Genomic DNA, 23,248 nt, shown 5'->3' with positions numbered 1-23,248 from the left:
TCCTGGCCCTGGTCCTGCTCGCGGTGCTGGGCACCGTCACCGCGGGGGACAGGTTCGCCGACTCCAACAACGTGATGACCATCGTGCGCCTGGCCGCGGTCACCGGAGTGGTCAGCATCGGCGCCACGTTCGTGATCACCATCGCCGGCATCGACCTGTCGGTCGGCGCGATCCTGGCGCTCTCGGCGGTCTGGGCGACGACCCTCTCCGGGCAGGCCTTCGCCGATTCCACCTCCTGGATCTTCATGGCGCTGACCGCCATGGGGGTGGGCGCCGCCGCGGGGCTGGTCAACGGCATCCTCATCGCCTACGGCAAGGTCGTCTCCTTCATCACCACGCTGGCCATGATGGCCGCGGCCCGCGGGCTGGCGGAGATCATCTCCGACAAGAAGACCCAGATCATCACCGTCGAGCCATTCCTCGAGGCGGTGGGCGGAAACCTCTTCGGGCTCCCGGTCATCGTGCTGGTCTTCATCCTCGTGGCGATCGGCGGGTGGGTGCTGCTGAACCGCACCACCTTCGGCCGGCGCACCTTCGCCATCGGAGGCAACCCGGAGGCCGCACGCCTGGCCGGCATCAAGGTCGAACGCCACACCATGGCCATCTACGCGCTCGCCGGGCTCTGCGCCGGCATCGGCGCGTTCATGCTCATGGCCCGCACCACCACCGGCAGCGCCACCCACGGCACCGGGCTGGAACTCGACGTGATCGCCGCGGTGGTCATCGGCGGCACCCTGCTCACCGGCGGCCGCGGCTCGATCTTCGGCACCGTGCTCGGCGTGCTGATCTTCTCCACGCTGACCAACATCTTCGCCCTGAACAACCTCTCGCTCTCGGTCCAGCTCGTCGCCAAGGGCGCCATCATCGTGATCGCCGTGCTGATCCAGCGCCAGCTGGCTGCCCGGCAGTCCCGCACCTGACCCGCACCACCCACACCCGCACCACACGCCGTTTCAAAGGAGAAGCAATGTTCAAGCCCACCGCAAGCCCGAAGAAGATGCTCGGGGCCGCAGCCCTGCTGGCCACCTCGGCGTTCATGCTCACCGCATGCGTCTCCAACGCCCCGGCCGAGTCCGCGCCCACCACCGGCGCCCCGGCCGCCGCAGCCGCCGCCGGCTCCAACGCCGAGGAAGGCAAGAAGGTCACCGTCGGCTTCTCCGTTCCGGCGGCCGACCACGGCTTCATGGCCGCGATGACCGACCTGGCGGTCGAAACCGCCAAGGAATACCCGGACGTGGAGCTGAAGGTCGCCGAGGGCACCAACGACGTCAGCGTGCAGATCAGCCAGGTCGAGACCATGATCAACGACAAGGTCGACGCCATCGTGCTGCTGCCCTTCGACGGCGCCGCGCTGACCCAGGTGGCCCAGAAGGCCATGGACGCCGGCATCCCGGTCATCAACGTCGACCGCGAATTCAGCACCGCCCAGTCCTCCCGCGTCACCGTGCTGGGCGACAACTACGGCGTGGGCGTCTCGGCCGGGGACTTCATCTGCAAGGAGCTCGACGGCAAGAAGGACGCCAAGATCGGCGAGATCCCCGGCATCGACTCGCTGCCGCTGACCCAGGACCGCAGCCGCGGCTTCAAGGATGCGCTGAAAAAGTGCGGGCTCGAGGTCTCCAACAGGGTGCCGGCCGAATTCACCGTGGAATCCGGCGAGAAGGCCGCCTCCAACCTCTTGCAGGCCGCCCCGCAGCTCGACGCCATCTGGAACCACGACGACGACCAGGGCGTCGGGGTGCTGGCAGCCATCAAGGCCGCGGACCGCGACGAGTTCTTCATGGTCGGCAACGGCGGCTCGGCCAACATGATGCGCGAGATCCAGTCCGGCGACTCGGTGGTGAAGGCCACCACCGTCTACCCGGCCTACCAGGCGGCCGACGGCGTGCGCGTGGCCCGACTCGTGGCCCAGGACAAGGCCCTCGGCGACCTGCTGGACATCGAGATCCCGCGCGAGATCGTGCTGTACGCGGCAGTGGTGACCAAGGAGAACGTCGAGAAGTACCTGCCGACGGCCTTCGAGTCCTAGGCACCGACGCAACACCGCACCACACACCGGCAGCACCGCACCTAGGAGTAATCGATGTCCAGAACCAGCCCGGCCCTCGGCGTGGCGGTGATCGGCCACTCGTTCATGGGCAAGGCCCATTCGCAGGCCTGGCGCAACGTCAACGCGACGTTCGAGACCCCGGAAGTGGCCATGCGCGTGCTGGTCGGGCGCAATGCCGCATCGGTCGAGGAGTCTGCGCGGCGCTACGGATGGGAGGAATCAAGCACCGACTGGCGCGCGAGCATCCTGCGCGACGACGTGGACATCGTCGACATCTGCACCCCCGGGGCGCTGCACGCGCAGATCGCGCTCTTCGCCCTGGAACATGGAAAGCACGTGCTGGTGGAAAAGCCCTTGGCCAACACCGTGGCCGAGGCGCAGGCGATGGCCGGGGCGGCCGCCGCCTCGGCCGCCTCGGGCGTGGTCTCGATGCTCGGGTTCAACTACCGCCGGGTCCCGGCCCTCGCCCTGGCCCGGGACCTGGTGGCTGCGGGCCGGCTCGGCGAGCTGCGCCAGCTGAACATCCGCTACTACCAGGACTGGCTGGTCGACGAGGCCTCGCCCATGAGCTGGCGGCTGCGCAGGGAAGAGGCCGGGTCCGGCGCCCTGGGGGACCTGGGCTCCCACGCGGTGGACCAGGTCCGCTTCCTGACCGGGGCGAATGTCAGCTCGGTCTCCGCCACCAGCCGGACCTTCGTCACCCGGCGCCCCGGCACCGCGGGGACGGAGGACGTCACGGTCGACGACGCGATCTGGTCGACGCTGGAACTGGACAACGGGGCGGTGGCCACGGTGGAGGCCACGCGCATGGCCACCGGGCGCAAGAACTCCTTCAGGATCGAGGCCTACGGCTCGCGCGGCTCCCTGGCCTTCGACCTGGAATCGCTGAACCACCTGCAGGTCTGCGACGCCGACGCCCCGACCGGAGAGCCGGGGTTCAAATCCATCCTGGTCACCGAGCCGGAACACCCCTATCTCAAGGGCTGGTGGCCGACCGGCCACGTGCTGGGCTGGGCCGACACCTTCATCCACGAGGTCCGCGACCTGCTGCTGGCCATCGAGGGCGGCACCCCGGCATCCCCGTCCTTCGCCGACGGGCTCGAGGTCCAGCGCGTGCTGGCCGCGATCGAGGCCAGCGCCGCGGCCGACAGCGCCAGGATCCCCGTGTCTTGAAGCCCGCGGTTCCGGCGGCGAGACCGGGGCACGCGGATGGGAGTACGCCCGGCTAGTGTTCCGGGTTCGACCGGTCATCGGTGCGTGGGGCCTGCTTCTAGCCTCGGCCTTCACAGGGCTCGAGTTCCGTGCCGGACTGCGGGGCGACGGCTCGCAACCCTGCCTCCTCGGCCACGGAGGCACGTTCGAGGGCCCAGGCCTGCTCGGCTGCGCACAGCGCGGCGAAACAGGCGGCCGACGCCGGATTCGCGGCGTCCATCGGGCTGTGGAAGTAGCGCGGCCTGGACCATTTCTCGTAACTGCGGAATTCGACGGCAAAACCGCTGCCCACTTCCGCGGCCAGGAGCCCGGCCAGTCGGTTGCCTTCAGCGGTGTAGGCCCGTGCGTGCGCCTTGGTGCGGAAGGCCTGGTCCTCGTCGAGGGATTCGTAGTACGCGAGCTCCCAGGCGCGCAACGCGGCCACGAGCTGCGCACCGAGTGCCGTGTCGGAGTAGTCGACGGGTTCACCGAGCCACAGGACGGTGTCGGCGTGGTCCGGAAAAAGTCGAATGACCGGTGGACGGTTCGTGCGTTGGAGTGCCATCGGGTCAGCCTAACAAGTCTGCCGGCTCCGGAAGGTGCACCCTCCGTGAACGCCTGCGCGGACAGCTCCGGGGAGGCCCTTGCGCTGGTCCGCCACGTGAGGCATTGGACACATCGGGGCGTTGACCCCAGCGATTCTTCAGGGCCTTAAGAGACACTGAAACACAATGATTACCTTGATTGCGCTACAGGCCGCGACCGCCGACCCCTCCGGCGGAAGCCTGATCACCCGATTCGCCGACTGGGCGGTGCACCTGATGGAGGTCATCGGGGCGCCCGGCGCCGCGCTGGCCATCGCGCTGGAGAACCTCTTCCCGCCGCTGCCCTCCGAGGTCATCCTGCCTTTGGCCGGATTCACCGCCAGCCGCGGGTCCTTCTCGCTGTTCGAGGCGTTGCTGTGGACCACGATCGGGTCGATCTTCGGTGCCTACGCGCTGTACTGGGTCGGCCGGGCGCTGGGCCGGGCGCGCACCCGGGCGATCTTCGGCTGGCTTCCGTTGGTGGACCTGGACGACGTGGACAAGGTCGAGGGCTGGTTTGACCGCAACGGCTCCAAGGCCGTGTTCTTCGGCCGGATGATCCCGATCTTCCGCTCGCTGATCTCCATCCCCGCGGGCGTGACCAAGATGAACCAGGCCAAGTTCCTGGGCCTGACCGCGGCCGGGTCGCTGATCTGGAACTCCATCTTCGTGCTCTCCGGGTTCTACCTGGGCGAGAACTGGCACGTGGTGGAGGCCTACGCCGACGTCTTCCAGAAGCTCGTGATCGTGGTGGTCGCGGCGCTCATCGTGCTCTGGGCCGTGCTGAAGATCCGCAAGAGCCGGGCGAAAAAGGCCGCGGCGCTGCAGGATGCGGACGCCGCCGAGTAGCAGCACCGCCCCACCGAGCCCCGGGCCCGGTCGCATGTCCCTGGAACCCCGAAAGGAATGCCAGGGACGTGCGGCCGGGCTTTTTGCTGCCCGGCGGGAGGTGGCGGGCGATGTCGCCCGCGTTTGGGCAGGTGGCCGATTCCTGTTGACAACCGGTTCCCGCCGCCCTAGGTTAGTTACATGAGTAATGAACCACTGAACCAATCAGGCTCGTGGGATCGTTGCGTGTCAAGAAAGGCTGGTCGTCGTGAGCGCCATTGATGATTCGCGGCCGATCTTCATCCAGATCGCGGAACTGGTCGAGTCCGAGATTGTCGCCGGCACGATGGCCGAGGAAACGCAGGTCCCCTCGACCAACGAGTTCGCGGCCTACTACCGCATCAATCCGGCCACCGCGGCCAAGGGAGTGAACCTCTTGGTTGAGCGGGGAATCCTGTACAAGAAACGAGGCATCGGCATGTTCGTCTCCAGCGGCGCCCGCGAGAAATTGCTCCAGATCCGGCGCAACGCCTTCCAAGTCCAATACATCCAGCCGCTGGCCCGCGAGGCGAGGAAACTCGGCATCGACGGGGACCAGCTCAGCGACATGGTCCGCCAATCACTGGCTGCGGCTGCAGCCGAAGGGAGTGTCATCCAATGAGGCACCCATCCGAGCCCGCCATCGAGGTGCGGAACCTGAAAAAGTCCTTCCGCGACGTCACCGCCCTTGACGGCGTCACGCTGGCCCTGGAGCCGGACCGCATCTACGGCCTGCTCGGGCGCAACGGGGCGGGCAAGACCACCCTCATGTCCATCCTCACCGGCCAGGGATTCCCCAGCAGCGGGGAGGTGCTGATCCACGGGACCGACCCCTACGAGAACGACGGGACACTCGCGCGGATCTGCTTCATCCGCGAATCCCAGAAGTACCCCGAGGACTTCACGCCCGCGCAGGCTTTCAAGGCCGCTGCGCTGTTCTTCGCGCACTGGGACCAGGAGCTGGCCGACGGTCTCGTGGCGGACTTCGCGCTGCCGCTGACGCGAAGGATCAAGAAGCTCTCGCGCGGGCAGCTCTCGGCCGTGGGCGTCATCATCGGCATGGCCTCGCGGGCGGAAATCACGGTCTTCGACGAACCCTACCTGGGGCTCGACGCGGTGGCCCGGCAGATCTTCTACGACCGCCTGGTCGAGGACTTCGCCCGGCACCCGCGCACCATCGTGCTCTCCTCCCACCTGATCGACGAGATCGCGAACCTGTTGGAGCATGTGGTGGTGATCGACGAGGGCCGGATCCTGCTCGACGAGGACGCCGATTCGCTGCGCGGTTCGGCCGTGGCGGTGACCGGGAACCGGGAGATCGTCGAGGGCTTCATCGACGGCTACCGCGTGCTGCACCGCGATGCGCTCGGCTCCCTGGCCTCGGTCACCATCCAGGGCAGGCTGGGGCAGACACAGCGCTCGATGGCCGCCGAGCTCGGGCTCGAGCTGTCCCCGGTGCCGCTGCAGCAATTGGTCGTGCGCACCACCATGGCCGCCCAGGCCGAACCCCCCCTCGAGAACCACCAGGAGGCCCTGAAATGAACCGCGTCATCAAGGTTGCGCGCATGCAGCTGATCAACAAATGGACGTTCCTGGGGATCCCGATGGTGATCCTGCTCGGATCGACCCTGCTGACCTTCGCCATTTGGGCGATGCTGCCTCCCGGTGCCCGGGAAGGGACCCTGTATTCCGGGTCCGGCCAGGCGGTCATGTGGTACTTCCTGGCGCTGGGCATCCAGTCGCTGACCTACACCTTCCCGTTCTCGCAGGCCATGAGCGTGTCCAGGAGGACCTTCTACCTGGGCACGCTGGGGCTGTTTGCCGCGATCGCGATGGCCTACTCGATCCTCTATTACCTGCTGGGGCTGGTGGAAAAGGCCACCGGCGGCTGGGGCTTCAACGGCCAGCTCTTCGCGCTGGACTGGATTGCCGGCAACCACCCCGTCATCCAGGTCCTGTTCTACTTCGTGGCGATGGTGCTGCTGTTCATGATCGGGTTCTGGGGCGCCACGGTGTACCTGCGCTGGAAGGCCACCGGCCTGCTGGTTGCGGGCATCGGGGTGGCGGCGCTGCTGCTGGGCGTGCTCGCGGCGGTGGGCCTGAACGACGCCTGGCCCCAGGTGGGAGCCTGGTTCGCCGCCATGCAGGTGCTGGGCCTGTCGATCGTGCTGGGCCTGGTGTGCGTGGCGCTGGCCGGCGGCTCCTACCTGACGCTGCGCCGGGCCACGACCTAGGCGAGGCGCACCGTGCGAACCCCGGCGGGGACGAGGGGCAGCAACCCTCCCCGCCGGGGTTCGCCGTGCCGTGTGCGGTGTCATTCGCGCCACATGCCCGGGTCGCGGTGCCCGAGGTGCGGGGGATCGACGGTATCCTTTGGTGCGTGGCCCTGGACTTTACATCGATCGACTTTGAAACCGCCAACGGATTCCGTGGCTCCGCCTGCAGCGTCGGGCTCAGCCGGGTGCGCAACGGCACCATCGTCGAGGAGGCCTCCTGGCTGATGCGCCCGCCGGAGGGATTCGACCACTTCGATCCGCGCAACGTGATGATCCACCGCATCACCGCGGACATGGTCGCCGAGGCCCCGCGCTTCGGGGAACTGTTCACCCCGATGGCCAACTTCATCGGCACCGACACCCTCGTGGCGCACAACGCCGCCTTCGACCTCGGCGTGATCCGCTCCGCGCTGGAGGTCTCCGAACTGGCCGGCCCGGCCTTCGACTACGCCTGCACCGTGAAGATGTCCCGGCGCACCTACGAGCTCTCCTCCTACTCGCTGCCCTTCGTGGCCGAGGAGGCCGGCTCGCCGATGGAAAACCACCACGACGCGCTGGCCGACGCCCGGGCCTGCGCCAACATCATGATCGACATCGCCCGCCGCCAGGACGCCGGGGATGTGGCCGCGGCCGCCGAGGCGCTGAAGGTGAAGATGGGCTTCGCCCCGGCCTACGTGCCCGGCGACGCGCTGTCCAAGGCCACCCGCGACGCCCGGGGCTGGGCCGCCAGCGGAAACCGCGTGCCGGCGCAGCCCGAGTGGGCCGCGTGGCCGCAGGAGGGCGAGGACCGCACCGCAAACCCGGAGGCCGACCCGGCGCACCCGCTGTACGGGGAGATGGTGGTGTTCACCGGGAACCTGCGCATCTCGCGGCAGGTCGCCAAGGACCGCTCCGCCGAGCGCGGGGCGAACACCGCCAGCCGGGTCACCCGCGCCACCACGGTGCTGGTGGTCGGCGACGGCTTCGTGCCCGAGGACCTGTCCACCGGCCGGCTCACCGGCAAGGCCAAGCGGGTGCTGCGCCTGCAGGAGGCCGGGCAGCGCGTGGCGATCCTGTCCGAGGGCGAATTCCTGCAGCTGATCGACGGCTTCGACGCCGCCTGAGCCGGCCGGCTCCGCGCGCGTGCGTGTCCTCGCGCGCGGGCGCGCGCTAGTGGCCACCGCTGCCTAGCGCCTTCCGCGCAGCACGCGCAGCGCGCCGAATCCCTCGCGCGCCAGCTGCCCCACGCTGGCCTCGGGCAGGTACGCCCGGGCCAGCGCCCCGGCGATCCGCGGCAGATCCGACTCGTCGCGGTACACCAGGTACATCGGCACGATGCGCGGGGAAAACTTCGCCTTGAACGCGTGCAGCGACCCGAACCCGTAGACCGGTTCCAGGGCCCTGGCCAGCGCGGCGAGCACCCGGTCCACCGGTTCGGTCCCCGCGCCGTGCACGGCATGGGCCAGCGGCGCCCCGGACAGCGAGGCGAAGGCGGCTCCCTCGGCGGAAAACGTGCGCAGCGAGGAGGCGATGAGGAACTCCATGACCGGCCCGAACCCGCCCTCGCGCCGGCGCATCAGATCCAGCGTCCACCCGACCACGGTTCCCCCGGCGCCATGCACCGGCAGCCAGGAGAGGAATCCCTGGACGGTGCCGCCGGGATCCTGCGCCAGGGCCACGCGCACCGCCGGGTCCGCGGCCTCGGCCAGGGTGCCCAGGGTGAAGCGCATCGGCGGCAGCGACCTGTCCCCGGCCCAGGAGTCCGAGATCTCCTCCAGCGCAGCGCGCACCGGCTCCGGCTCGTCGATCAGCGCCGTCAGCCGGAAGGACACCTGTTCGCGGGCCGCGCGGTTCAGCGCCGTGCGCACATCGGACCACGCCTTGCCGGCGAATTCCAGGTGCGCCAGCTCGATGATGGTGTCCTCGGCGATCTGCATGCTGCGGAAGGCATCGACCGGCGCCGCCGGGGCCGCGGTGACCGAGAAGAAGCAGGGGACCAGCCCGGCTCCCTCGGCCGCCCGGGCGAAGTCGAGCATCGCCGCATCCCGGTCGGCGGCCGGGCCCACCGGGTCGCCCAGGGCGATCGCGCAGCCGGCATGCACCTGGTAGGCCAGCAGCGATCCGCCCGGGGAGCGGCGGTGCGCGTTCCCCTCCCAGGTCCCCATCCAGGACAGCGTGCCCCCGCCGTGGCGCTTGAGCTCGGTGACCACCTCGGGGCGGGAGATCGGTTCGGCGTGCGCATCGGCCGGCAGCTTCCGCACGGGCCGCAGGCCAAAGGCCCGCCAGCAGACCACCAGGTAGCCGAGCATCAGCACCCACAGCCCGGCCAGGGCAGCGGCCAGCGAGGCCAGGTGCGCCTGGGGCAGCTGCGGGCCCATGGTCACCACCAGGGTGATCCCCAGGGCGCCGCGCAGCACGTTGAGCACCGCGAGCACCAGGGCGCCGACCAGGGCGATGCGCCGCCCGTTGCGCAGCCCGCGGGCCAGGGCGATGGCCAGCGCCGCGTCGATGAGCACCGCGATGTGCCCGCCGCCGGCCCGGGTGGGCCCGAAGGGTCCGTGCGTGGGCACCACGAGGGTCAGGATCTGGACGAAGACCAGGCCCAGCAGGCCCGCCCAGGCGATGAAGCGCTGCTCGCGCACGTTGGGCCGGGACATGCTGCGGTGCTTGAGGATCAGCACCAGCAGGATCGCGGCACTGTGTTCCAAGTCGGAGATCTCTCCCACCAGCGTGGTGCCCAGCACCGCGAAGGCCAGCAGCAGGAATTGCCAGCGGCCGCGCCATGGCTGGCGCACGTGGCAGGCCGCGAGGGCCAGGCAGGCGAACATGCCCCCGGAGGGCCCGGCGTCGACGTCGTTGGCCAGCGCATCGATCCACTCGGAGCCCAGGTCGCGGAAGAGCAGCAGGACGGCGGCGGTCAGCAGGACCGAGGCGATGTGGCCGCCGAAGAATGCCAGCACCGCGGTGCGCGTGCCTCGGGTGGCTTCGAGCCAGCCCACGGACAGCGGGATCAGCAGCAGCACGCTGAGGTAGGCCACGGGTTCGGCCAGGAAGAACATGCCGCTGAGCGTGGTCAGCCAGTTCCCGGAGCTGAAGGAGGGCAGCCCGTAGGACAAGGCGGCGAACCATGCCCGGTGCGAGATGTCTTCGAGCAGGGCGCCGGTCGCGATCCCGCCGCCCAGCACCACCAGCCACAGCACCGCGGTGAACGGGGCCGCGGCGATGGCCCCGCGCACCGCGCGCAGCATCGAGCCCCACCGGGTGGGGGCGGCTGCCGGGTGCGCGGTCGGCATCGGTGTTCCGCTACTGCCCGGCGGTCAGGGCCATCCAGCGCTCGTGCATGGCGTCGAGGACCGGGTCGATCTCCGAGGCCGGGCGGTGGGCCACCGCATCGGTGCCCAGCACCGCTGCCAACAGCGTGGTGGCAAACGCGGCGGTCTCCACGTCGGGCTCCTCGCCCAGGGCCTCGAAGAGCGCGTCGTAGGCGGCCTTCGGTGCGGTGTGTGCCAGCGCGTTGCGCACGTACGTGACGGCCCGGAAGAGCCCGGCCCCGGCGGTGTTCACCGGTTCCCGGTCCGGCGTTTCGCCGGCCGTCGCTTCGTCGCTGTGCCGCTCGGCGGAGTCCGACGCGTTGGCGTCCGCCTCGGTGCCCTGCGCCTCGTCGTCGGCGGGTTCCTCGAGGGCGAATTCCTGCACCAGGGCCGCCCAGCGGTCCACGGAACCGGTCCCGGATTCCAGGGCGGCGCGCACCACCAGGGCCGCGGCCCCGGCAGCCCGGTGGGCGGCGGGCGACCCGTGGGTCAGTGCCGCGGCGTCGGTGGCGATCTTGGCCGTGGTGGCCTCATCGACCCGCGGCAGCAACGCCACGAACGCGGCGCGGGTGAGCACCCCGGTGGTGTCGGCCTGCGGGAAGAGCGGGCGGCCCACCGAGGCCATGTCGCGGTTGTCCAGGGCCAACAGGTTCTGCGAGTCGCCCGTGGCCAGGGCCGGGGAGCCGGCGAAGGCCTCATCGATCCAGCGCGGCTGCGGCTCGGGTGCGCCCTCGGGGAAGGACTTGTTCACCAGCTTGTACCAGCGCAGCGCGGCCAGCCACATGCACGCGGCCTCGTCGGAGGCCACGCCGTCGTGGGCCCATTCCAGGGCCTCGAGCAGCCCGTCGAGCAGGTACAGGGCCAGGGTCTCGGTTTCGCCGGGCTCCTGCGCATCGCGGGCATGGGCCGCGCCGTCGGCCGCGGCCAGCAGGACCCCGAAGACACGGTCGGAAAAATCGGCGGGAAGCGCGTACTGATCAGTTGATTCACTCACGGAAGCAAGTCTAGTGGTTTTGCACCGGCGGGCCGGGCCGAATACCAACTCGTGGCCGCCGCTGGCTACTGTGGAACCCATGCGTATCTTGCACACCTCCGACTGGCACCTGGGCCGCTCCTTCCACCAGGCCTCGCTGCTTGGGGCCCAACGTGAATTCGTCGACCGGCTCGTGGGGACCATCGAGGCCGAGGCGGTCGATGTGCTGCTGGTGTCCGGGGACGTCTACGACCGGGCGCTGCCCTCGGTGGACGCGGTGAAGCTCTTCGACGACACCCTGGTGCGGCTGCGCGACACCGGGGTGCGCATGGTCATCACCAGCGGGAACCACGACTCGGCACTGCGCCTGGGCTTCGGCTCGGCACTGCTGGAGCACGCCGGGCTGCACCTGCGCACCCGGGTCGCGGACCTCGCCAAGCCCGCGGTGTTCGCCGGGGACGGGTTCGAGGTGGCCGTCTACGGGCTGCCCTACCTGGAGCCGCGCATGGTCGCCGAGTCCCTGTCGGTCACCGAGCCCGGGCACCCGCCGGTGGTTGCCGCCGCCCTTGAACGGGTCCGCGCGGACCTGGCCGAACGCCAGGAAGCCGCAAGCGTCCCGGTGCACGGGATCGTGCTGGCGCACGTCTTTGCCGCCGGGGGCGCCGGATCGGACTCGGAGCGCGAGCTGAGCATCGGCGGGCTGGAAATCGTGCCCACCTCCTTCTTCTCCGACTTCGCCTACGCGGCCCTGGGCCACCTGCACGGTCGGCAGACCCTGGGGCACAACGTGCGCTATTCCGGTTCCCCGATCCCGTACTCGTTCTCCGAGGCCGGGCATTCCAAGGGCGCCTGGCTGCTGGAGCTGGGACCTAAGGGGCTGGGGGAGGTGCGCGGCATCGACTGGCCCGCATCCAAGGAGCTGCGGATCCTCAGGGGCAAGATCGATGAGCTGCTCACCGAGCCGGCCTACGCCTCGGCGCAGGACGCCTGGTGCCAGATCACCCTGACCGACACCCACCGGCCCGCCGGGGCCATGGAGCGGCTGCGCGGCCGCTTCCCGGACACCCTGGTGCTGAACTTCGAACCCGAGGACCGGGCGGAGGATCCGCACCACTCCTATGCGCAGCGGCTGGCCGCCGCCACCTCCCCGGTCCAGGTCTGTGCCGGGTTCGTCGACCACGTGCGGATGCGGCCCCTGAGCGAGGTCGAGGAAGAACTGGTGGTCTCGGTGCTGGACCAGGTCAAGAGCGAAAAGGTGCAGGCATGAGGGTGCATTCGCTGCAGCTGCAGGCCTTTGGCCCCTTCGCCAAGCGGGCGACCATCGACTTCGACGCGCTCTCCGAGGCCGGGATCTTCCTGCTCAACGGGGAGACCGGTGCCGGGAAGACCAGCGTGCTGGACGGGATCTGCTACGCGCTCTACGGCTCGCTGCCCGGGGTGCGGACCGGGTCCAAGTCGCTGCGCAGCGACCACGCGGCCCCCGATGCGGTGCCGGAGGTCATCTGCGAGTTCTCCACCGGCGGGCGGCGCTTCGAGGTCACCCGCTCCCCGGCGTGGAATAGACCTTCGAAGCGCAGCAAAAAAGGTTTTACCCTTGAAAACGCCCAGTCCCGGCTGCGCGAACGCATCGACRGGGCGTGGGTGGAGAAATCCACCCGCAACGACGAAGTCGGGCAGCTGCTCACCGAGGTGCTGGGGCTGGACCGGGAGCAGTTCACCAAGGTCGCTATGCTGCCCCAGGGCGCCTTTGCCGCGTTCCTGCGCGCCAAGGACAAGGACCGCGAGGACCTTTTGCGCTCGCTCTTCGACACCAGCGAGTACGCGGCGACCGAGCGGATCCTGGGCGAGCGCCTCAATGCCGCCCGCGCCGAGGCCGAGGAGGCAGCGCGCGCCCGCACCACCACGCTCCAATCGCTGGTGGCCGACGCCGAGACCACGCTGTTCGCCGGTTTCCACGACGCCGAAACCGGGAAAACTGCCGGGGACCACGGGCAGGACCCCGGGGAAGGCACGGCACCGGAGGCCGGGCTGCCGCCCGAGGCCCGCGAACACCTGCAGGCCGGGGAAGACGCGGAACTCGGCGCCGTGCTGCGCGAACGCGTCGCCGCCACCCGCACCGCGCTGGGCGAGGCGCGGGCCTCGGCCGAGGCGGCGCTCGCCGCGGCCCAAAAGTCCCGGACCGCACTGGATGAGCGGGCCACCCGGCACCGCCAGCTGGCCGAGCTGTCAACCCTGCGCGCTTCCCACGAGGACCGCGCCGAAGAGATTTCCGCACTCGGGGCGCTGCTGGAGGCCGACGCCCGCGCCGTCGGCCTGCGCCCGTACCACCAGCAGCTGCTCGACGCCCGGACCAAAACCGAGAAGGCCCAGCACCGGCTGGCCGACGCGGTGTCCGCGATCGAATCCGGCGAGGCCAGGGCGGCACTGGATGCCCGGGATGCAGGCAGCGAAACCCTGCTGGCCGCCGCGCGCAGCGAGGAGCCCGAAGCCCAGTCGCTCGAGGCCCTGGGCGGGCATGCCGGCGCCGCGGCCAAGGACTCCCGTGCCGCCGCGGCCCTGATCGAGGCCGCGCTGCCCGAGGAAGCCGAACTGGCCCAGGCACGCCGGGACATCGACACCCTGCAGGAGGACATCGAGGCCGGCACCCTCAAGCAGGCGGAGCGATCCACCCGCATCCAGGCACTCGGGGACCAGCTCCCGGTCCTGCGCACCCGGAACGGGGAACTGGCCGCGCTCGCCGAATCCGCACCGGGCCTGGAATCCGCGGTGCGGCTTGCCACCGAACGCCGCGACGCCGTGGCCGCACGCACCAAGGCGGAAAAGGCGCAGGTCACCGCGCACAGCGCCTGGAACAAGGCACGCACCTCAACCATTGAGGCCCGGGAGCGGGTCGCCGCGCTGATCTCCCTGCGCCTGGAGCAGTCGGCCGCGGCACTGGCCCGGGAACTGGTCGACGGGGAACCCTGCCTGGTGTGCGGATCGACCACGCACCCGGAACCGGCCACCCTGCCCGAGGGCGAACTGATCGGGGCCCAGGACATCGAGGCGGCCCAGGCGCTGCTGGCCACGGCGGAAAAGACCGAGGAGAAACACCGCAGCGCGCTGAAGCAGGCGGACACCGCCCTGGATGTCGGCCGCGGCAAGATCGGCGAGCTCTCGACCGAGGAAGCGGAGGCCGAGCTGAAGACGGCCACCGACGCGCACGCCCAGGCGTTGGCCTCGGCGGGCGAATCCGCCGCCGCGGCCCGGGCGCTGGAAACGGCCGAAACCGAGCTCGAAGCCCTGAAGGCGGCACTGGCCTCGGCCGCCACCGCACTTGAGGTCGCGGCCGCCAGGAAGCAGGCCGAGGCGGCGAAGGCGACCAAGCTCGCTGCACGGCTGGCCAAGCTGGGCAGGGACGGCCAGTCCCTCACCGAACGCCACCTGGCCCTGTCCGCAGCCGCGAAGTCCCTGGAAACCGTGGCCGGCGCGGTTCAGGTGCGCCTCGACGCGGGCGCCGCCCTGGAGGATGCGCGGCTCCTGTGGGCGGGCAAGCTGGACGAGATCGGGGCGGCGGACACCGCCGCCTGGAAGGAGCTGCAGCTGGACGATGCCCGGCGCTCCACCGAGCAGGCACGGGTGCGCGCGCACAACGACGCGGCCGTGCGCATCAAGACCCTGGCCGAGGCGCCGGGGATCGAGCTGGCCCGCACCGAGGCCGCCGAAGGCATCGGCGCCCCGGACGAGGATGAACTCGAGGCCGCCGGCCAGTCCGTGGCCCGGGGCGCGGCGGCACGCGACGGCCTGCTGGCCCGCGACGCGGTGCTCGCCAGCTACGCCGCACGCCTGGAAACCGCCCTTGAACGCCTGGCCGCGCTGGTCGTGGAGGCCGGACCTGTCGTCGAACGCTTCGAGACGCTCAAGGGCATTGCCGACCTGGCCCGCGGCGCGGGGGAGAACCGGCTGAAGATGACGCTGAGCACCTACGTGCTGGCGGCCCGGCTGGAGTCGGTGGCGCTGGCGGCGACCGAGCGGCTGCTGGCGATGACCGGGGAACGGTACTCGCTGGTCCACGACGACACCCCGCGCGGCAACAACAAGTCCGGGCTGGGACTGCAGATCCTTGATTCCTGGACCGGGGTGCGGCGCGACACCCAGACGCTCTCGGGCGGGGAGTCGTTCATGGCCTCGCTGTCCCTGGCCCTGGGGCTGGCCGACGTGATCCAGCACCAGAGCGGCGGCATCGACATCGAGACGCTCTTCGTCGACGAGGGCTTCGGCTCCCTGGATGCCGAGACGCTCGAGGAGGTCATGGACGCGCTGGAGAACCTGCGCAGCGGCGGACGGGTCATCGGGGTCGTCTCGCACGTGGCGGACATGAAGCAGCGCATCACCACCCAGCTGAATGTGCACAAGTCACGCACGGGTTCCACGGTGTCGATGCAGGCGGGGGTGTGACCGGGACCCTTGTGGCCCTCCGCTAGACTGGTTGGTGTTTGCCAAGGGTTTTGTGTAGCGGGAGGCAGGGACGGTACACGCGTGTATGTGGAGTGCCCGTCATCACCATGAGTAATTCCGTTTCCAGGAAAACAACGCCCCAGCCCTCGCCCTATGCGGCGCTTCCGCCGCTGGTCGGCTGGGCCTTCTTCCCACTGGGCTTCTTTGCCCGCCTGCCGCTGGCCATGCTGACCATCGGCTCCATGACCCTGCTGATCGATTCGACCGGCTCCTACGCCGCCGGCGGCATGGCCGCCGCCATGGTCGGGATCGGCTCGGCCGTGGGAGGGCCGACCATCGGCTACCTCTCGGACCGATTCGGCCAGCGCCGCGTGCTGGTCCCGGTGGCGGTGGCCCAGGCCATCTTTATCACCGCGCTGCTCTGGTTCGGGGGTGCCGGTCCGCTGGCGCCGCTGGGCGTCATAGTGCTGCTGGCCATCCTGGCCGGTGCCACCGGCCCGCAGGTTGGCCCGCTGGCCCGTGTGCGCTGGATGGCGCTGACCCGCAAGCGCGACACCGGGGGACGCGAGCTCTCCGCCGCACTGAGCTACGAGTCGATGGTCGACGAGCTGGGCTTCGTGCTCGGCCCGGCGGCCGTGGGCCTGTTCGCCGCGCTGGTCGCACCCTGGCTGCCGCTGGCCATCGCCGCGGTCCTGACCATCGTGCTGGTCCCGCTTTTCGCGGTGCACCGCACCGAAAAGGCCGTGCTGCCCGCGGCGCGGAACGCCGTGAAGGTGAAGCTCAGCGCCAACCAGGTCACCGGGATTTCCTTCGCCGTGGCCGGCATGATCGGCATGGGGACCTTCTTCGGCGCGAGTGCCGCCGGAACCCTGGCCTTTGCCGGGGCGCTGGGCAACGCGAACATCGGCGGGCTGCTGTACGCCGCGGTCGGGTTCACCTCCGCGATCGCCGCGCTCTCGGTGGCCTTCTGGCCCAGCGGATGGCCGCAAGCCAGCCGCTGGCTCGCCGCGGCGATCTTCATGGTCCCGGCAGCGCTGGCCCTGCAGCTTCCCGGGGACCTTGCCCCGATGATTGCCGCACTGCTGATCGTGGGCATCCCCGTGGGCCCGGTGCTGGTCACGATCTTCACCCTCGGCGGGGAAATCGCCCCGCGCGAGCGCCTGTCCACGGTCATGACGCTGCTGTCCTCGGGGATCGTGGTGGGCACCGCCATCGGCAACTCGCTGGCCGGGCTGCTGGCCGATTCCCACGGCTATGCCGGAGCCTACGCGGTGGCCGCCGGGGCCGCCGGGTTGATCCTGGCCGCCGGCATCGCCATGGCGATCCTGCGCCAGCGCCAGCGCCGCATCATGATGTCCGGCAACGGCCCGCGCGCCTGACCGCACCGGCCCGGAAACCTCGAGCGGGCGCCGGCACCACGGATTTTTCCGGGTGCCGGCGCCCGCTTTTTCGCGTGCTGGGAACTTCCTAGGCCAGTTCGGCCTCGATCGCCAGCGCCGCGGCCTTCATCCTCTCGCCGATGGCAGCGACCTCGCTGGTGTTCGACCCGGTGCTGTAGACCACCGCAACGGCCGCCGGAAGCCGGCCCGGCACGTTGATGGGCGCGGCCACCGAGGACAGGCCGGGGATCACCTCGTCGATGCTGGTGGCGTATCCCTGGGCACGGGCGACGGCGGCGTTGTCCCGGTACGGCGTCTCGTGGTTGAGTTCGTTCCACTGCTCCGCGGTGAGCGTGGACTGCATGGCGATGCCCGGCGCCCCGTGCCCGAAGGGGTGCCGGGTTCCCGGGTGCTGCACCACCGTGGCGTGCACGTGGCGCGGCTCGACCGTCACCAGCGTGGTGCAGTCCGGCTGGTCCCACACGGCGATGAACGCACACATCTTCAACTCATTGGCCAGCACCGTCAGCTCGGGCAGCGCCGCGCTTTGCAGGTCGCGCTGCACCCCGCGGGCCAGTACCGCAAGCCCGGGGGCCCCGTGCACCCGCCCGGACTCGTCGCGGGTGACCAGGCGGTGGGATTCCAGGGTGCGCAGGATCCGGTAGGCAATCGAGCGGTGCACACCCATGTCGGCCGCGAGTTCCGCAATGGTCCGCGGTCCGTCGGCCTCGGCCAGGATCTCGAGCATGCGGATGCCGCGGGACAGGGTTTGCGATGCCGGGGCGGGGGCGCTGGTGGCAGTCATGGGTTTGGTGGCCATCCTCTGGGGAATCGTGCTGATGTGGCGTGCCGGTTGCTTCCGGGGGTTGTTGGCCAACCGGTGCTGGGCTATGGTGCAAATAGAGTTCTTTATTGGAACTATACGTTCGATATTAGAACATTTCCTCCTCCGTTGCGAGGAACCGAACGGCTGGAAATGGATCCGGGAGCACGCCATGATCGTTCCGCGCAGCAGGGGAGCCGCAGAGGGCGGAGTCCCGCGCAGGATCGATGCCTCAACATTGCCACATTTCCGCGGCAGTCTCGGGCGTTTTGCCACCGGCGTCGCCATCGTGACCTTCGACGGGGCAACCCGCCGGCACGGGATCACCGTCAATTCCTTCACTTCCGTCTCCATGGACCCGCCGCTGGTGCTGGTGTCCATCGCCCGCAAGTCCAGGGCCCACGACGAACTGGCCAACACGCCGTTCACCGTGAACATCCTGGGTGCCGAGCAAAAGGCGCTGGCCCTGCACTTCGCCGGCCGCCCGAGCCACGAGCCGGTCTGGGTCGAGGGGGAGACCGCCCCGCGTCTGGCCGGGGTGCTCGCCTATTTCTCCTGCACCCCGTGGGCCGCCTACGACGGCGGGGACCACACCCTGTACCTGGGCGAGGTCCAGGACTTCAACTACCGCCGCGGCGACGCCTTGGCCTTCGCCAACTCCGCCTTCACCACCATCCCCGAAAGCCAACTCGGCGTCGAGGAGCTGCTCTAGGTCCGCGCCCGCCGCATGTCCCTTCCCGCACACCGCCGCCACATCCGAAGAAAGCCCACCACGCAAAAAGAGGTCCTCACCATGGGAATCCGAACCGGCCAACAGTTCCTGGACAAGCTCGATGCGATGTCCCCGCACCTGGTGATCGACGGGGAGGTGGTGTCGAAGAACCTCACGCAGCACCCCGCCTTCAAGAACCTGGCGCAGACCTACGCCCGGCTCTTTGACATGCAGCACGACCCGGCGTACCAGGACGCCCTCACCTGCATCTCGCCCACCACCGGAGAGAGGGTCAATGCCTCCTTCCTGATTCCGCGCACCCCGGAGGACCTGGCCCAACGCCGGGCCGCCACCAACACCTGGGCGCAGTACTCCCATGGATTCCTGGGCCGCACCGCCGACTACATGAACTCCGCGCTCACCGCCCTGGCCAGCGCCAAGACCTTCTTCGCGAAGGGCGACCCGGTCTACGGGGAACGCATCGAGGCGTACTACGAGTTCGCGCGCGAAAACGACCTGCTGGCCACGCACACGCTGATTCCGCCCCAGGTCAACCGCTCGGTTTCGGGATCCGAGCAAATGGGCGGTCAGCTCACCGCCCGCATCGTGGAGGAACGCTCCGACGGGGTGATCATCAACGGGGCCAGGATGCTGGCCACCGTCGCCCCGATCGCCGACGAGCTTTTGGTCTTCCCCTCCACGGTGCTGCGCGGAACCCCGGAGGACGCCCCGTACTCCTTCGCCGTGGCGGTGCCCAACGACGCCCCGCGGCTGCGCTACCTCTGCCGCACCGGGTTGCACAACGGGGGGAACATGCACGACGAGCCGCTGGCCGCGCGCTTCGACGAGATCGACGCGGTGGTGGTCTTCGACGACGTGTTCGTCCCCAACGACCGGATCTTCATGCTCGGGCACCCGGAGCTGTGCAACGCGTGGTACACCGACACCGGCGCCGGCGCGCTGATGACCCACCAAGTCGTCACCCGCACCGTGGCCAAATCCGAATTCTTCCTCGGCCTGGCCTCGGAGATCGGCGCGGCCATCGGCATCGACGGCTTCGCGCACATCCAGGAGGACCTGGCCGAGCTGATCCGCAACGTGGAAATCGGCAAGGCGCTGGTGGTGGCCGCCGAGGCGCAGGCAGCCATGAGCGTCGACGGGGTGTTGCTGCCGCATTGGGAGACTCTGAACGCGGCGCGGAACTGGTACCCGAAGATCTCCCAGCGCTACCCGGAGATCATCCGCAAGATGTGCGCCTCGGGGCTGATGGCCCTGCCGGGGCAGGCGGACCTGGAAGTTGCCGGCGAGGACATCGCCAAGTACCTGCAGGGCAAGTCGCTGACCGGGCCCGAGCGCATCGCGTTGTTCAAGCTCGCCTACGATGCGTCGATCACCGGGTTCGCCGGGCGCCAGTCGCTCTACGAGTACTTTTTCTTCGGGGACCCCGTCCGCATGGCAGGGGCCATGGTCAACGGCTACGACCGCGAGCCGGTGCGCGCCAGGGTGCGCGAATTCCTGGCCCGCGACCACTGATTCCTGAACGGATTCCCCTGGCCGGTCGCCCCGTTGCGATGCCGTGCTCCTGTGCGTTGCGGGCGCCGGACCGGCGCGGAGCCGGCGCCGGAAGAGGTGGGCGGACGAACCCCCGGCCGGAGGCACGTGAGTGAACTCACGATCATGGGTTACCATGGTCACAGCCGCTTACCGTCCGAACGGTCGGTATAACCACACTCACACCGCGCCTAGCGCCAACCGCTGGAGATCCCCATGGCCCGCACCTCCCTGGCTGCAAGCAAGAAACGTTCCGAGGAACGCCGCGTCCTTGCCGGCACGCTGGTCGGCACCACCATCGAGTGGTACGACTTCTTCATCTTTGCCCAGCTCACCGCCACCCTCCTGAGCCCGCTGTTCCTGGAACCCCTGAGCAAGTCGAACCCGGGCTTCGGGCAGATCCTGGCCTTCGCCATGATCGGCATCTCCTTCCTCTTCCGCCCGCTGGGCGCCATCGTGGCCGGCCACCTGGGGGACAAGTACGGGCGCAAGCGCATCCTGGTCGCCACCCTGATCATGATGGGCGCGGCCACCGCGCTGATCGGCATGCTGCCGACCTACGCGCAGATCGGCGTGGCGGCCCCGCTGCTGCTGGTGCTGCTGCGCATCGTCCAAGGCTTCTCCGCCGGCGGCGAATGGGGAGGCGCGGCACTGATGGCCGTCGAGCACGCCCCGAAGAACAAGCGCGGCTACTTCGGTGCCTACCCGCAGATCGGCGTCCCGATCGGCATGATCCTGGCCACCGGCATGCTCTACATCCTGCGCACCTCGATGACCCCCGAACAGTTCGGCGCCTGGGGCTGGCGCATCCCCTTCCTGCTCTCGGTCGTGCTGATCGTGGTCGGCTACCTGATCCGCAAGGCCGTCGAGGAATCCCCGGTCTTCAAGCAGCTGGCGCTGCGCAAGGCATCCGAGCACACCCCGCTGAAGCAGCTGTTCCAGACCAACACCAAGGAAGTCATCCAGGCCGCGCTGATCTTCATCTCCAACAACGCCGCCGGCTACCTGGTCATCGCGTTCTTCATCTCCTACACCACCAAGGTCCTGGGCATGCCGGTCGCCCCGGTGCTGCTGGCCACCACCATCGGTGCCGTCGGCTGGCTGATCTTCACCCTGGTCGGCGGCTGGCTCTCCGACCACCTGGGACGCCGGAACACCTTCGTGATCGGCTACGGCATCGTCTTTGTCTGGATGATCCCGATGTTCATGCTCATCGACACCGGATCCATCTTCCTTTACGGGCTATCGGTCTTTGTGCTGACCACCGGGCTGGGGCTGTCCTACGGACCGCAGTCCGCCATGTACGCCGAGATGTTCCCGGCGCACATCCGCTACTCGGGCATCTCCATCGGCTACGCCCTGGGTGCAATCCTTGGCGGTGCCTTCGCGGCGACCGTCGCCCAGATCCTGCTGGAGGAAACCGGCAAGTCGATCTCCATCGCCATCTACATCATGGTGCTGACCGTCATCTCGGTCGCCGCGGTGCTGTGGGTCGGGGAAACCAAGGGCAACAACCTGCACGTCGAGGACGTGGACCCGGAACTGCAGGCCACCCACGATGCGGCGCAGCGCGACCAGCTCACCTAGCCACCACGACCGGTGCGCCGTCCGCGCACCGCGCAAGCGACGAACAAGCAAGGGGCCCAGCGGCCCCCGGTCCCCGATTTTCGGGGAGCGGGAGCAACTGGGCCCCTTTGCTGCTTGCGCCCGGGAATCGCCCGGGCATTGCCCGGGCACCGCGCGGCATTGCCGGCTAGAGGTGCGGAACCAGGGCCAGGATCTCGTAGTCGGCCAGCGAGTCGAAGCGCGAGTAGAAGGCGCTGACGGAGTGGAAGACCCGCGGGGTGATGGCGCAGATGAATTCGTCGACCAGCGGCTGGACCGCCTTGTGCGCCGGGGCCGGGGCCACCGGGACGGCCACCACGATGCGTCCCGCCTTGGCTTCGCGCATCAGCTCCACCGCGGCGAGCATGGTCGCCCCGCTGGCCATCCCGTCGTCGACCAGGATCACGGTGCGACCGGCCACCGGCAGCACGGACTGGCCCACCAGGCGGGCCCGCAGCTCGTCCAGCTCCTTGCGGGCGTCGGTTTCGACCTCGTCCAGGATCTCCTTCTCGAAGCGCAGCTGCGCCGAGTCCCAGACACCTTCGATGTACTTCAGCGAGGTGTGCTCCCCGTAGGCGGCCAGCGCGGCAAAGGCGATGTCGGTGCGTTCGGGCATCACCAGGCGGCGCACCGCCAGGGCATCGAGCGGCAGCCCCAGCCGCGCGGCGATTTCCGCGGCCACCGGGACTCCGCCGCGCAGCAGGCCGAGCACCAGCGCGTTCGGGTCCCGGGAATACCGCTGCAGGTCGACCGCCAGGAATTCGCCGGCGGCCGTGCGGTCCGCGAAGCGGTTGGGGGCAATGTGTTCGGGTGTCATGTCTCTTAGTGTGCACCAGTGCGGGCCCCGGAGGCGCCGCAGCCACGATCCCGTGGCCGCATTGCGGGCCAAACACTTGATATTGCGGCTAGCATGTGGGCATGAAGCGATCTCCGGCCCTCGTCCTGGCCGCGGCGCTCGCCCTGGCCCTGGCCGGGTGCGGGTCCGGACCGGGCACATCGACGCCGGAAAGCACCGCGCCCAGCGTGTTCTTGCGCCTGGAAAACGTCGGACCCACCGACGCCAACGGCGGGCCGCGGGCCATACCGACCAGCGCGGTGCCGGCACCGAGACCCACGCCGCCAACACCTTTGCCGGAGTCGGGAGCCTGGGTGCCGACGATCGCCGTGCCTTTGCCGCCACCGAGCGGCCCGGTTGCCGCCGCGGTCACGGGGCAGTGGGGCGGGGCGACCGAGGGATCCCCGGTGCTGTGGTTCTCCGAGACCGGACGCTTCAACGGCAACGACGGGTGCAATTCGCTTGCAGGATCCTGGGTGGTGGACGGGGCGCGCATCGAGCTGAACGACGAGATCATGACCCTGGTGGCCTGTCTCGGGATGGACACCTGGCTTTCTTCGGCCGCGGTGGTGCAGGTGAAGGGCGACACCCTCCACGTCACCAACGCCGACGGGCAGGAGATCGGCACGCTGCCGCGCCTCAACGTCGCCCAATGACCCTTGCGATGCGGGCGGG

The 23,248-nt window shown here is 69.6% G+C and carries 20 protein-coding genes; 15 read left to right on the top strand and 5 right to left on the bottom strand.

What is annotated here, in order from left to right:
- Positions 1 to 2: 2 nt before the first annotated feature.
- From BLJ79_RS20620 to BLJ79_RS20610, 3 genes are read left to right on the top strand one after another with little or no spacing between them, the layout of a single operon-like run.
- Entirely contained in the window at positions 3 to 920 is a 918-nt protein-coding gene (locus BLJ79_RS20620) for an ABC transporter permease (RefSeq protein WP_286135763.1), read from the top strand.
- Between the two features lie 47 nt (positions 921 to 967).
- Positions 968 to 2,029 (top strand): substrate-binding domain-containing protein, encoded by a 1,062-nt coding sequence (locus BLJ79_RS20615; RefSeq protein WP_071216664.1) that lies wholly within the window; start codon positions 968 to 970, stop codon positions 2,027 to 2,029.
- Positions 2,030 to 2,083: 54 nt separating this feature from the next.
- Complete coding sequence (locus tag BLJ79_RS20610; protein WP_071216663.1) at positions 2,084 to 3,223, top strand: Gfo/Idh/MocA family protein; 1,140 nt, start codon at positions 2,084 to 2,086, stop codon at positions 3,221 to 3,223.
- A 97-nt stretch (positions 3,224 to 3,320) separates the two neighbouring features.
- Here the strand turns inward: BLJ79_RS20610 and BLJ79_RS20605 are convergent, their stop codons facing one another.
- The gene (locus BLJ79_RS20605) at positions 3,321 to 3,806 is read right to left on the bottom strand and encodes an immunity protein CdiI family protein (protein ID WP_071216662.1); all 486 of its coding nucleotides are present in this window, start codon (positions 3,804 to 3,806) and stop codon (positions 3,321 to 3,323) included.
- A gap of 166 nt (positions 3,807 to 3,972) precedes the next feature.
- Here BLJ79_RS20605 and BLJ79_RS20600 point away from each other — a divergent pair, with 166 nt between their 5' ends.
- The 5 genes from BLJ79_RS20600 to BLJ79_RS20580 all read left to right on the top strand — a co-directional run bounded on the left by BLJ79_RS20600 (position 3,973) and on the right by BLJ79_RS20580 (position 8,071).
- Complete coding sequence (locus tag BLJ79_RS20600) at positions 3,973 to 4,674, top strand: DedA family protein (protein WP_071216661.1); 702 nt, start codon at positions 3,973 to 3,975, stop codon at positions 4,672 to 4,674.
- Between the two features lie 247 nt (positions 4,675 to 4,921).
- On the top strand, positions 4,922 to 5,314 hold the full coding sequence (locus BLJ79_RS20595; RefSeq protein ID WP_083411519.1) for a GntR family transcriptional regulator: 393 nt from the start codon (positions 4,922 to 4,924) through the stop codon (positions 5,312 to 5,314).
- Positions 5,311 to 6,234, top strand: coding sequence for an ABC transporter ATP-binding protein (locus BLJ79_RS20590; RefSeq protein WP_071216659.1), 924 nt, complete (start codon positions 5,311 to 5,313; stop codon positions 6,232 to 6,234). Before BLJ79_RS20595 ends, BLJ79_RS20590 begins: the two co-directional genes overlap by 4 nt.
- Positions 6,231 to 6,926: a hypothetical protein gene (locus tag BLJ79_RS20585; RefSeq protein WP_071216658.1), complete on the top strand. Its 696-nt coding sequence runs from the start codon at positions 6,231 to 6,233 to the stop codon at positions 6,924 to 6,926. The genes BLJ79_RS20590 and BLJ79_RS20585 overlap by 4 nt, the downstream gene beginning before the upstream one ends.
- Positions 6,927 to 7,072: 146 nt before the next feature.
- Complete coding sequence (locus tag BLJ79_RS20580; RefSeq protein WP_071216657.1) at positions 7,073 to 8,071, top strand: 3'-5' exonuclease; 999 nt, start codon at positions 7,073 to 7,075, stop codon at positions 8,069 to 8,071.
- A gap of 63 nt (positions 8,072 to 8,134) precedes the next feature.
- Here BLJ79_RS20580 and BLJ79_RS20575 read toward each other — a convergent pair whose 3' ends face one another.
- A complete protein-coding gene (locus tag BLJ79_RS20575; protein WP_071216656.1) occupies positions 8,135 to 10,240 on the bottom strand; it encodes a bifunctional lysylphosphatidylglycerol flippase/synthetase MprF in 2,106 nt (701 codons plus the stop codon).
- A 10-nt stretch (positions 10,241 to 10,250) separates the two neighbouring features.
- Positions 10,251 to 11,252 carry an ADP-ribosylglycohydrolase family protein gene (locus tag BLJ79_RS20570; protein WP_071216655.1) on the bottom strand — a complete coding sequence of 334 codons (1,002 nt, stop codon included), beginning with the start codon at positions 11,250 to 11,252 and terminating at the stop codon, positions 10,251 to 10,253.
- 79 nt (positions 11,253 to 11,331) lie between these two features.
- Between BLJ79_RS20570 and BLJ79_RS20565 the strand changes: the two genes are divergently transcribed.
- The 3 genes from BLJ79_RS20565 (at position 11,332) to BLJ79_RS20555 (ending at position 17,047) form a co-directional block, all read left to right on the top strand.
- On the top strand, positions 11,332 to 12,498 hold the full coding sequence (locus tag BLJ79_RS20565) for an exonuclease SbcCD subunit D (protein ID WP_071216654.1): 1,167 nt from the start codon (positions 11,332 to 11,334) through the stop codon (positions 12,496 to 12,498).
- Entirely contained in the window at positions 12,495 to 15,668 is a 3,174-nt protein-coding gene (locus tag BLJ79_RS20560; protein ID WP_071216653.1) for an AAA family ATPase, read from the top strand. Before BLJ79_RS20565 ends, BLJ79_RS20560 begins: the two co-directional genes overlap by 4 nt.
- 107 nt (positions 15,669 to 15,775) lie before the next feature.
- Positions 15,776 to 17,047, top strand: coding sequence for an MFS transporter (locus BLJ79_RS20555; protein WP_071216652.1), 1,272 nt, complete (start codon positions 15,776 to 15,778; stop codon positions 17,045 to 17,047).
- An 88-nt stretch (positions 17,048 to 17,135) separates the two neighbouring features.
- On the opposite strand, the gene BLJ79_RS20550 is transcribed toward BLJ79_RS20555, so the two are convergent.
- Positions 17,136 to 17,852 carry an IclR family transcriptional regulator gene (locus tag BLJ79_RS20550; RefSeq protein WP_071216688.1) on the bottom strand — a complete coding sequence of 239 codons (717 nt, stop codon included), beginning with the start codon at positions 17,850 to 17,852 and terminating at the stop codon, positions 17,136 to 17,138.
- A gap of 190 nt (positions 17,853 to 18,042) precedes the next feature.
- Here BLJ79_RS20550 and BLJ79_RS20545 point away from each other — a divergent pair, with 190 nt between their 5' ends.
- The 3 genes from BLJ79_RS20545 (at position 18,043) to BLJ79_RS20535 (ending at position 21,720) form a co-directional block, all read left to right on the top strand.
- Positions 18,043 to 18,582, top strand: coding sequence for a flavin reductase family protein (locus BLJ79_RS20545; RefSeq protein WP_083411517.1), 540 nt, complete (start codon positions 18,043 to 18,045; stop codon positions 18,580 to 18,582).
- A gap of 81 nt (positions 18,583 to 18,663) precedes the next feature.
- Positions 18,664 to 20,115: a 4-hydroxyphenylacetate 3-monooxygenase, oxygenase component gene (gene hpaB, locus BLJ79_RS20540; RefSeq protein ID WP_083411516.1), complete on the top strand. Its 1,452-nt coding sequence runs from the start codon at positions 18,664 to 18,666 to the stop codon at positions 20,113 to 20,115.
- A gap of 234 nt (positions 20,116 to 20,349) precedes the next feature.
- Complete coding sequence (locus BLJ79_RS20535; protein ID WP_071216651.1) at positions 20,350 to 21,720, top strand: MFS transporter; 1,371 nt, start codon at positions 20,350 to 20,352, stop codon at positions 21,718 to 21,720.
- 166 nt (positions 21,721 to 21,886) lie between these two features.
- Here BLJ79_RS20535 and BLJ79_RS20530 read toward each other — a convergent pair whose 3' ends face one another.
- Positions 21,887 to 22,555 (bottom strand): phosphoribosyltransferase, encoded by a 669-nt coding sequence (locus BLJ79_RS20530; protein WP_071216650.1) that lies wholly within the window; start codon positions 22,553 to 22,555, stop codon positions 21,887 to 21,889.
- 101 nt (positions 22,556 to 22,656) lie between these two features.
- Here BLJ79_RS20530 and BLJ79_RS22660 point away from each other — a divergent pair, with 101 nt between their 5' ends.
- Entirely contained in the window at positions 22,657 to 23,229 is a 573-nt protein-coding gene (locus BLJ79_RS22660) for an META domain-containing protein (RefSeq protein WP_083411524.1), read from the top strand.
- Positions 23,230 to 23,248: the final 19 nt, after the last annotated feature.

This window comes from Arthrobacter sp. UCD-GKA, assembly GCF_001863355.1.
Taxonomy (GTDB): Bacteria; Actinomycetota; Actinomycetes; order Actinomycetales; family Micrococcaceae; genus Paeniglutamicibacter.
The sequence above is the reverse complement of the archived record's forward strand: the minus strand, read 5'-3'. Positions and strand labels throughout refer to the sequence as shown.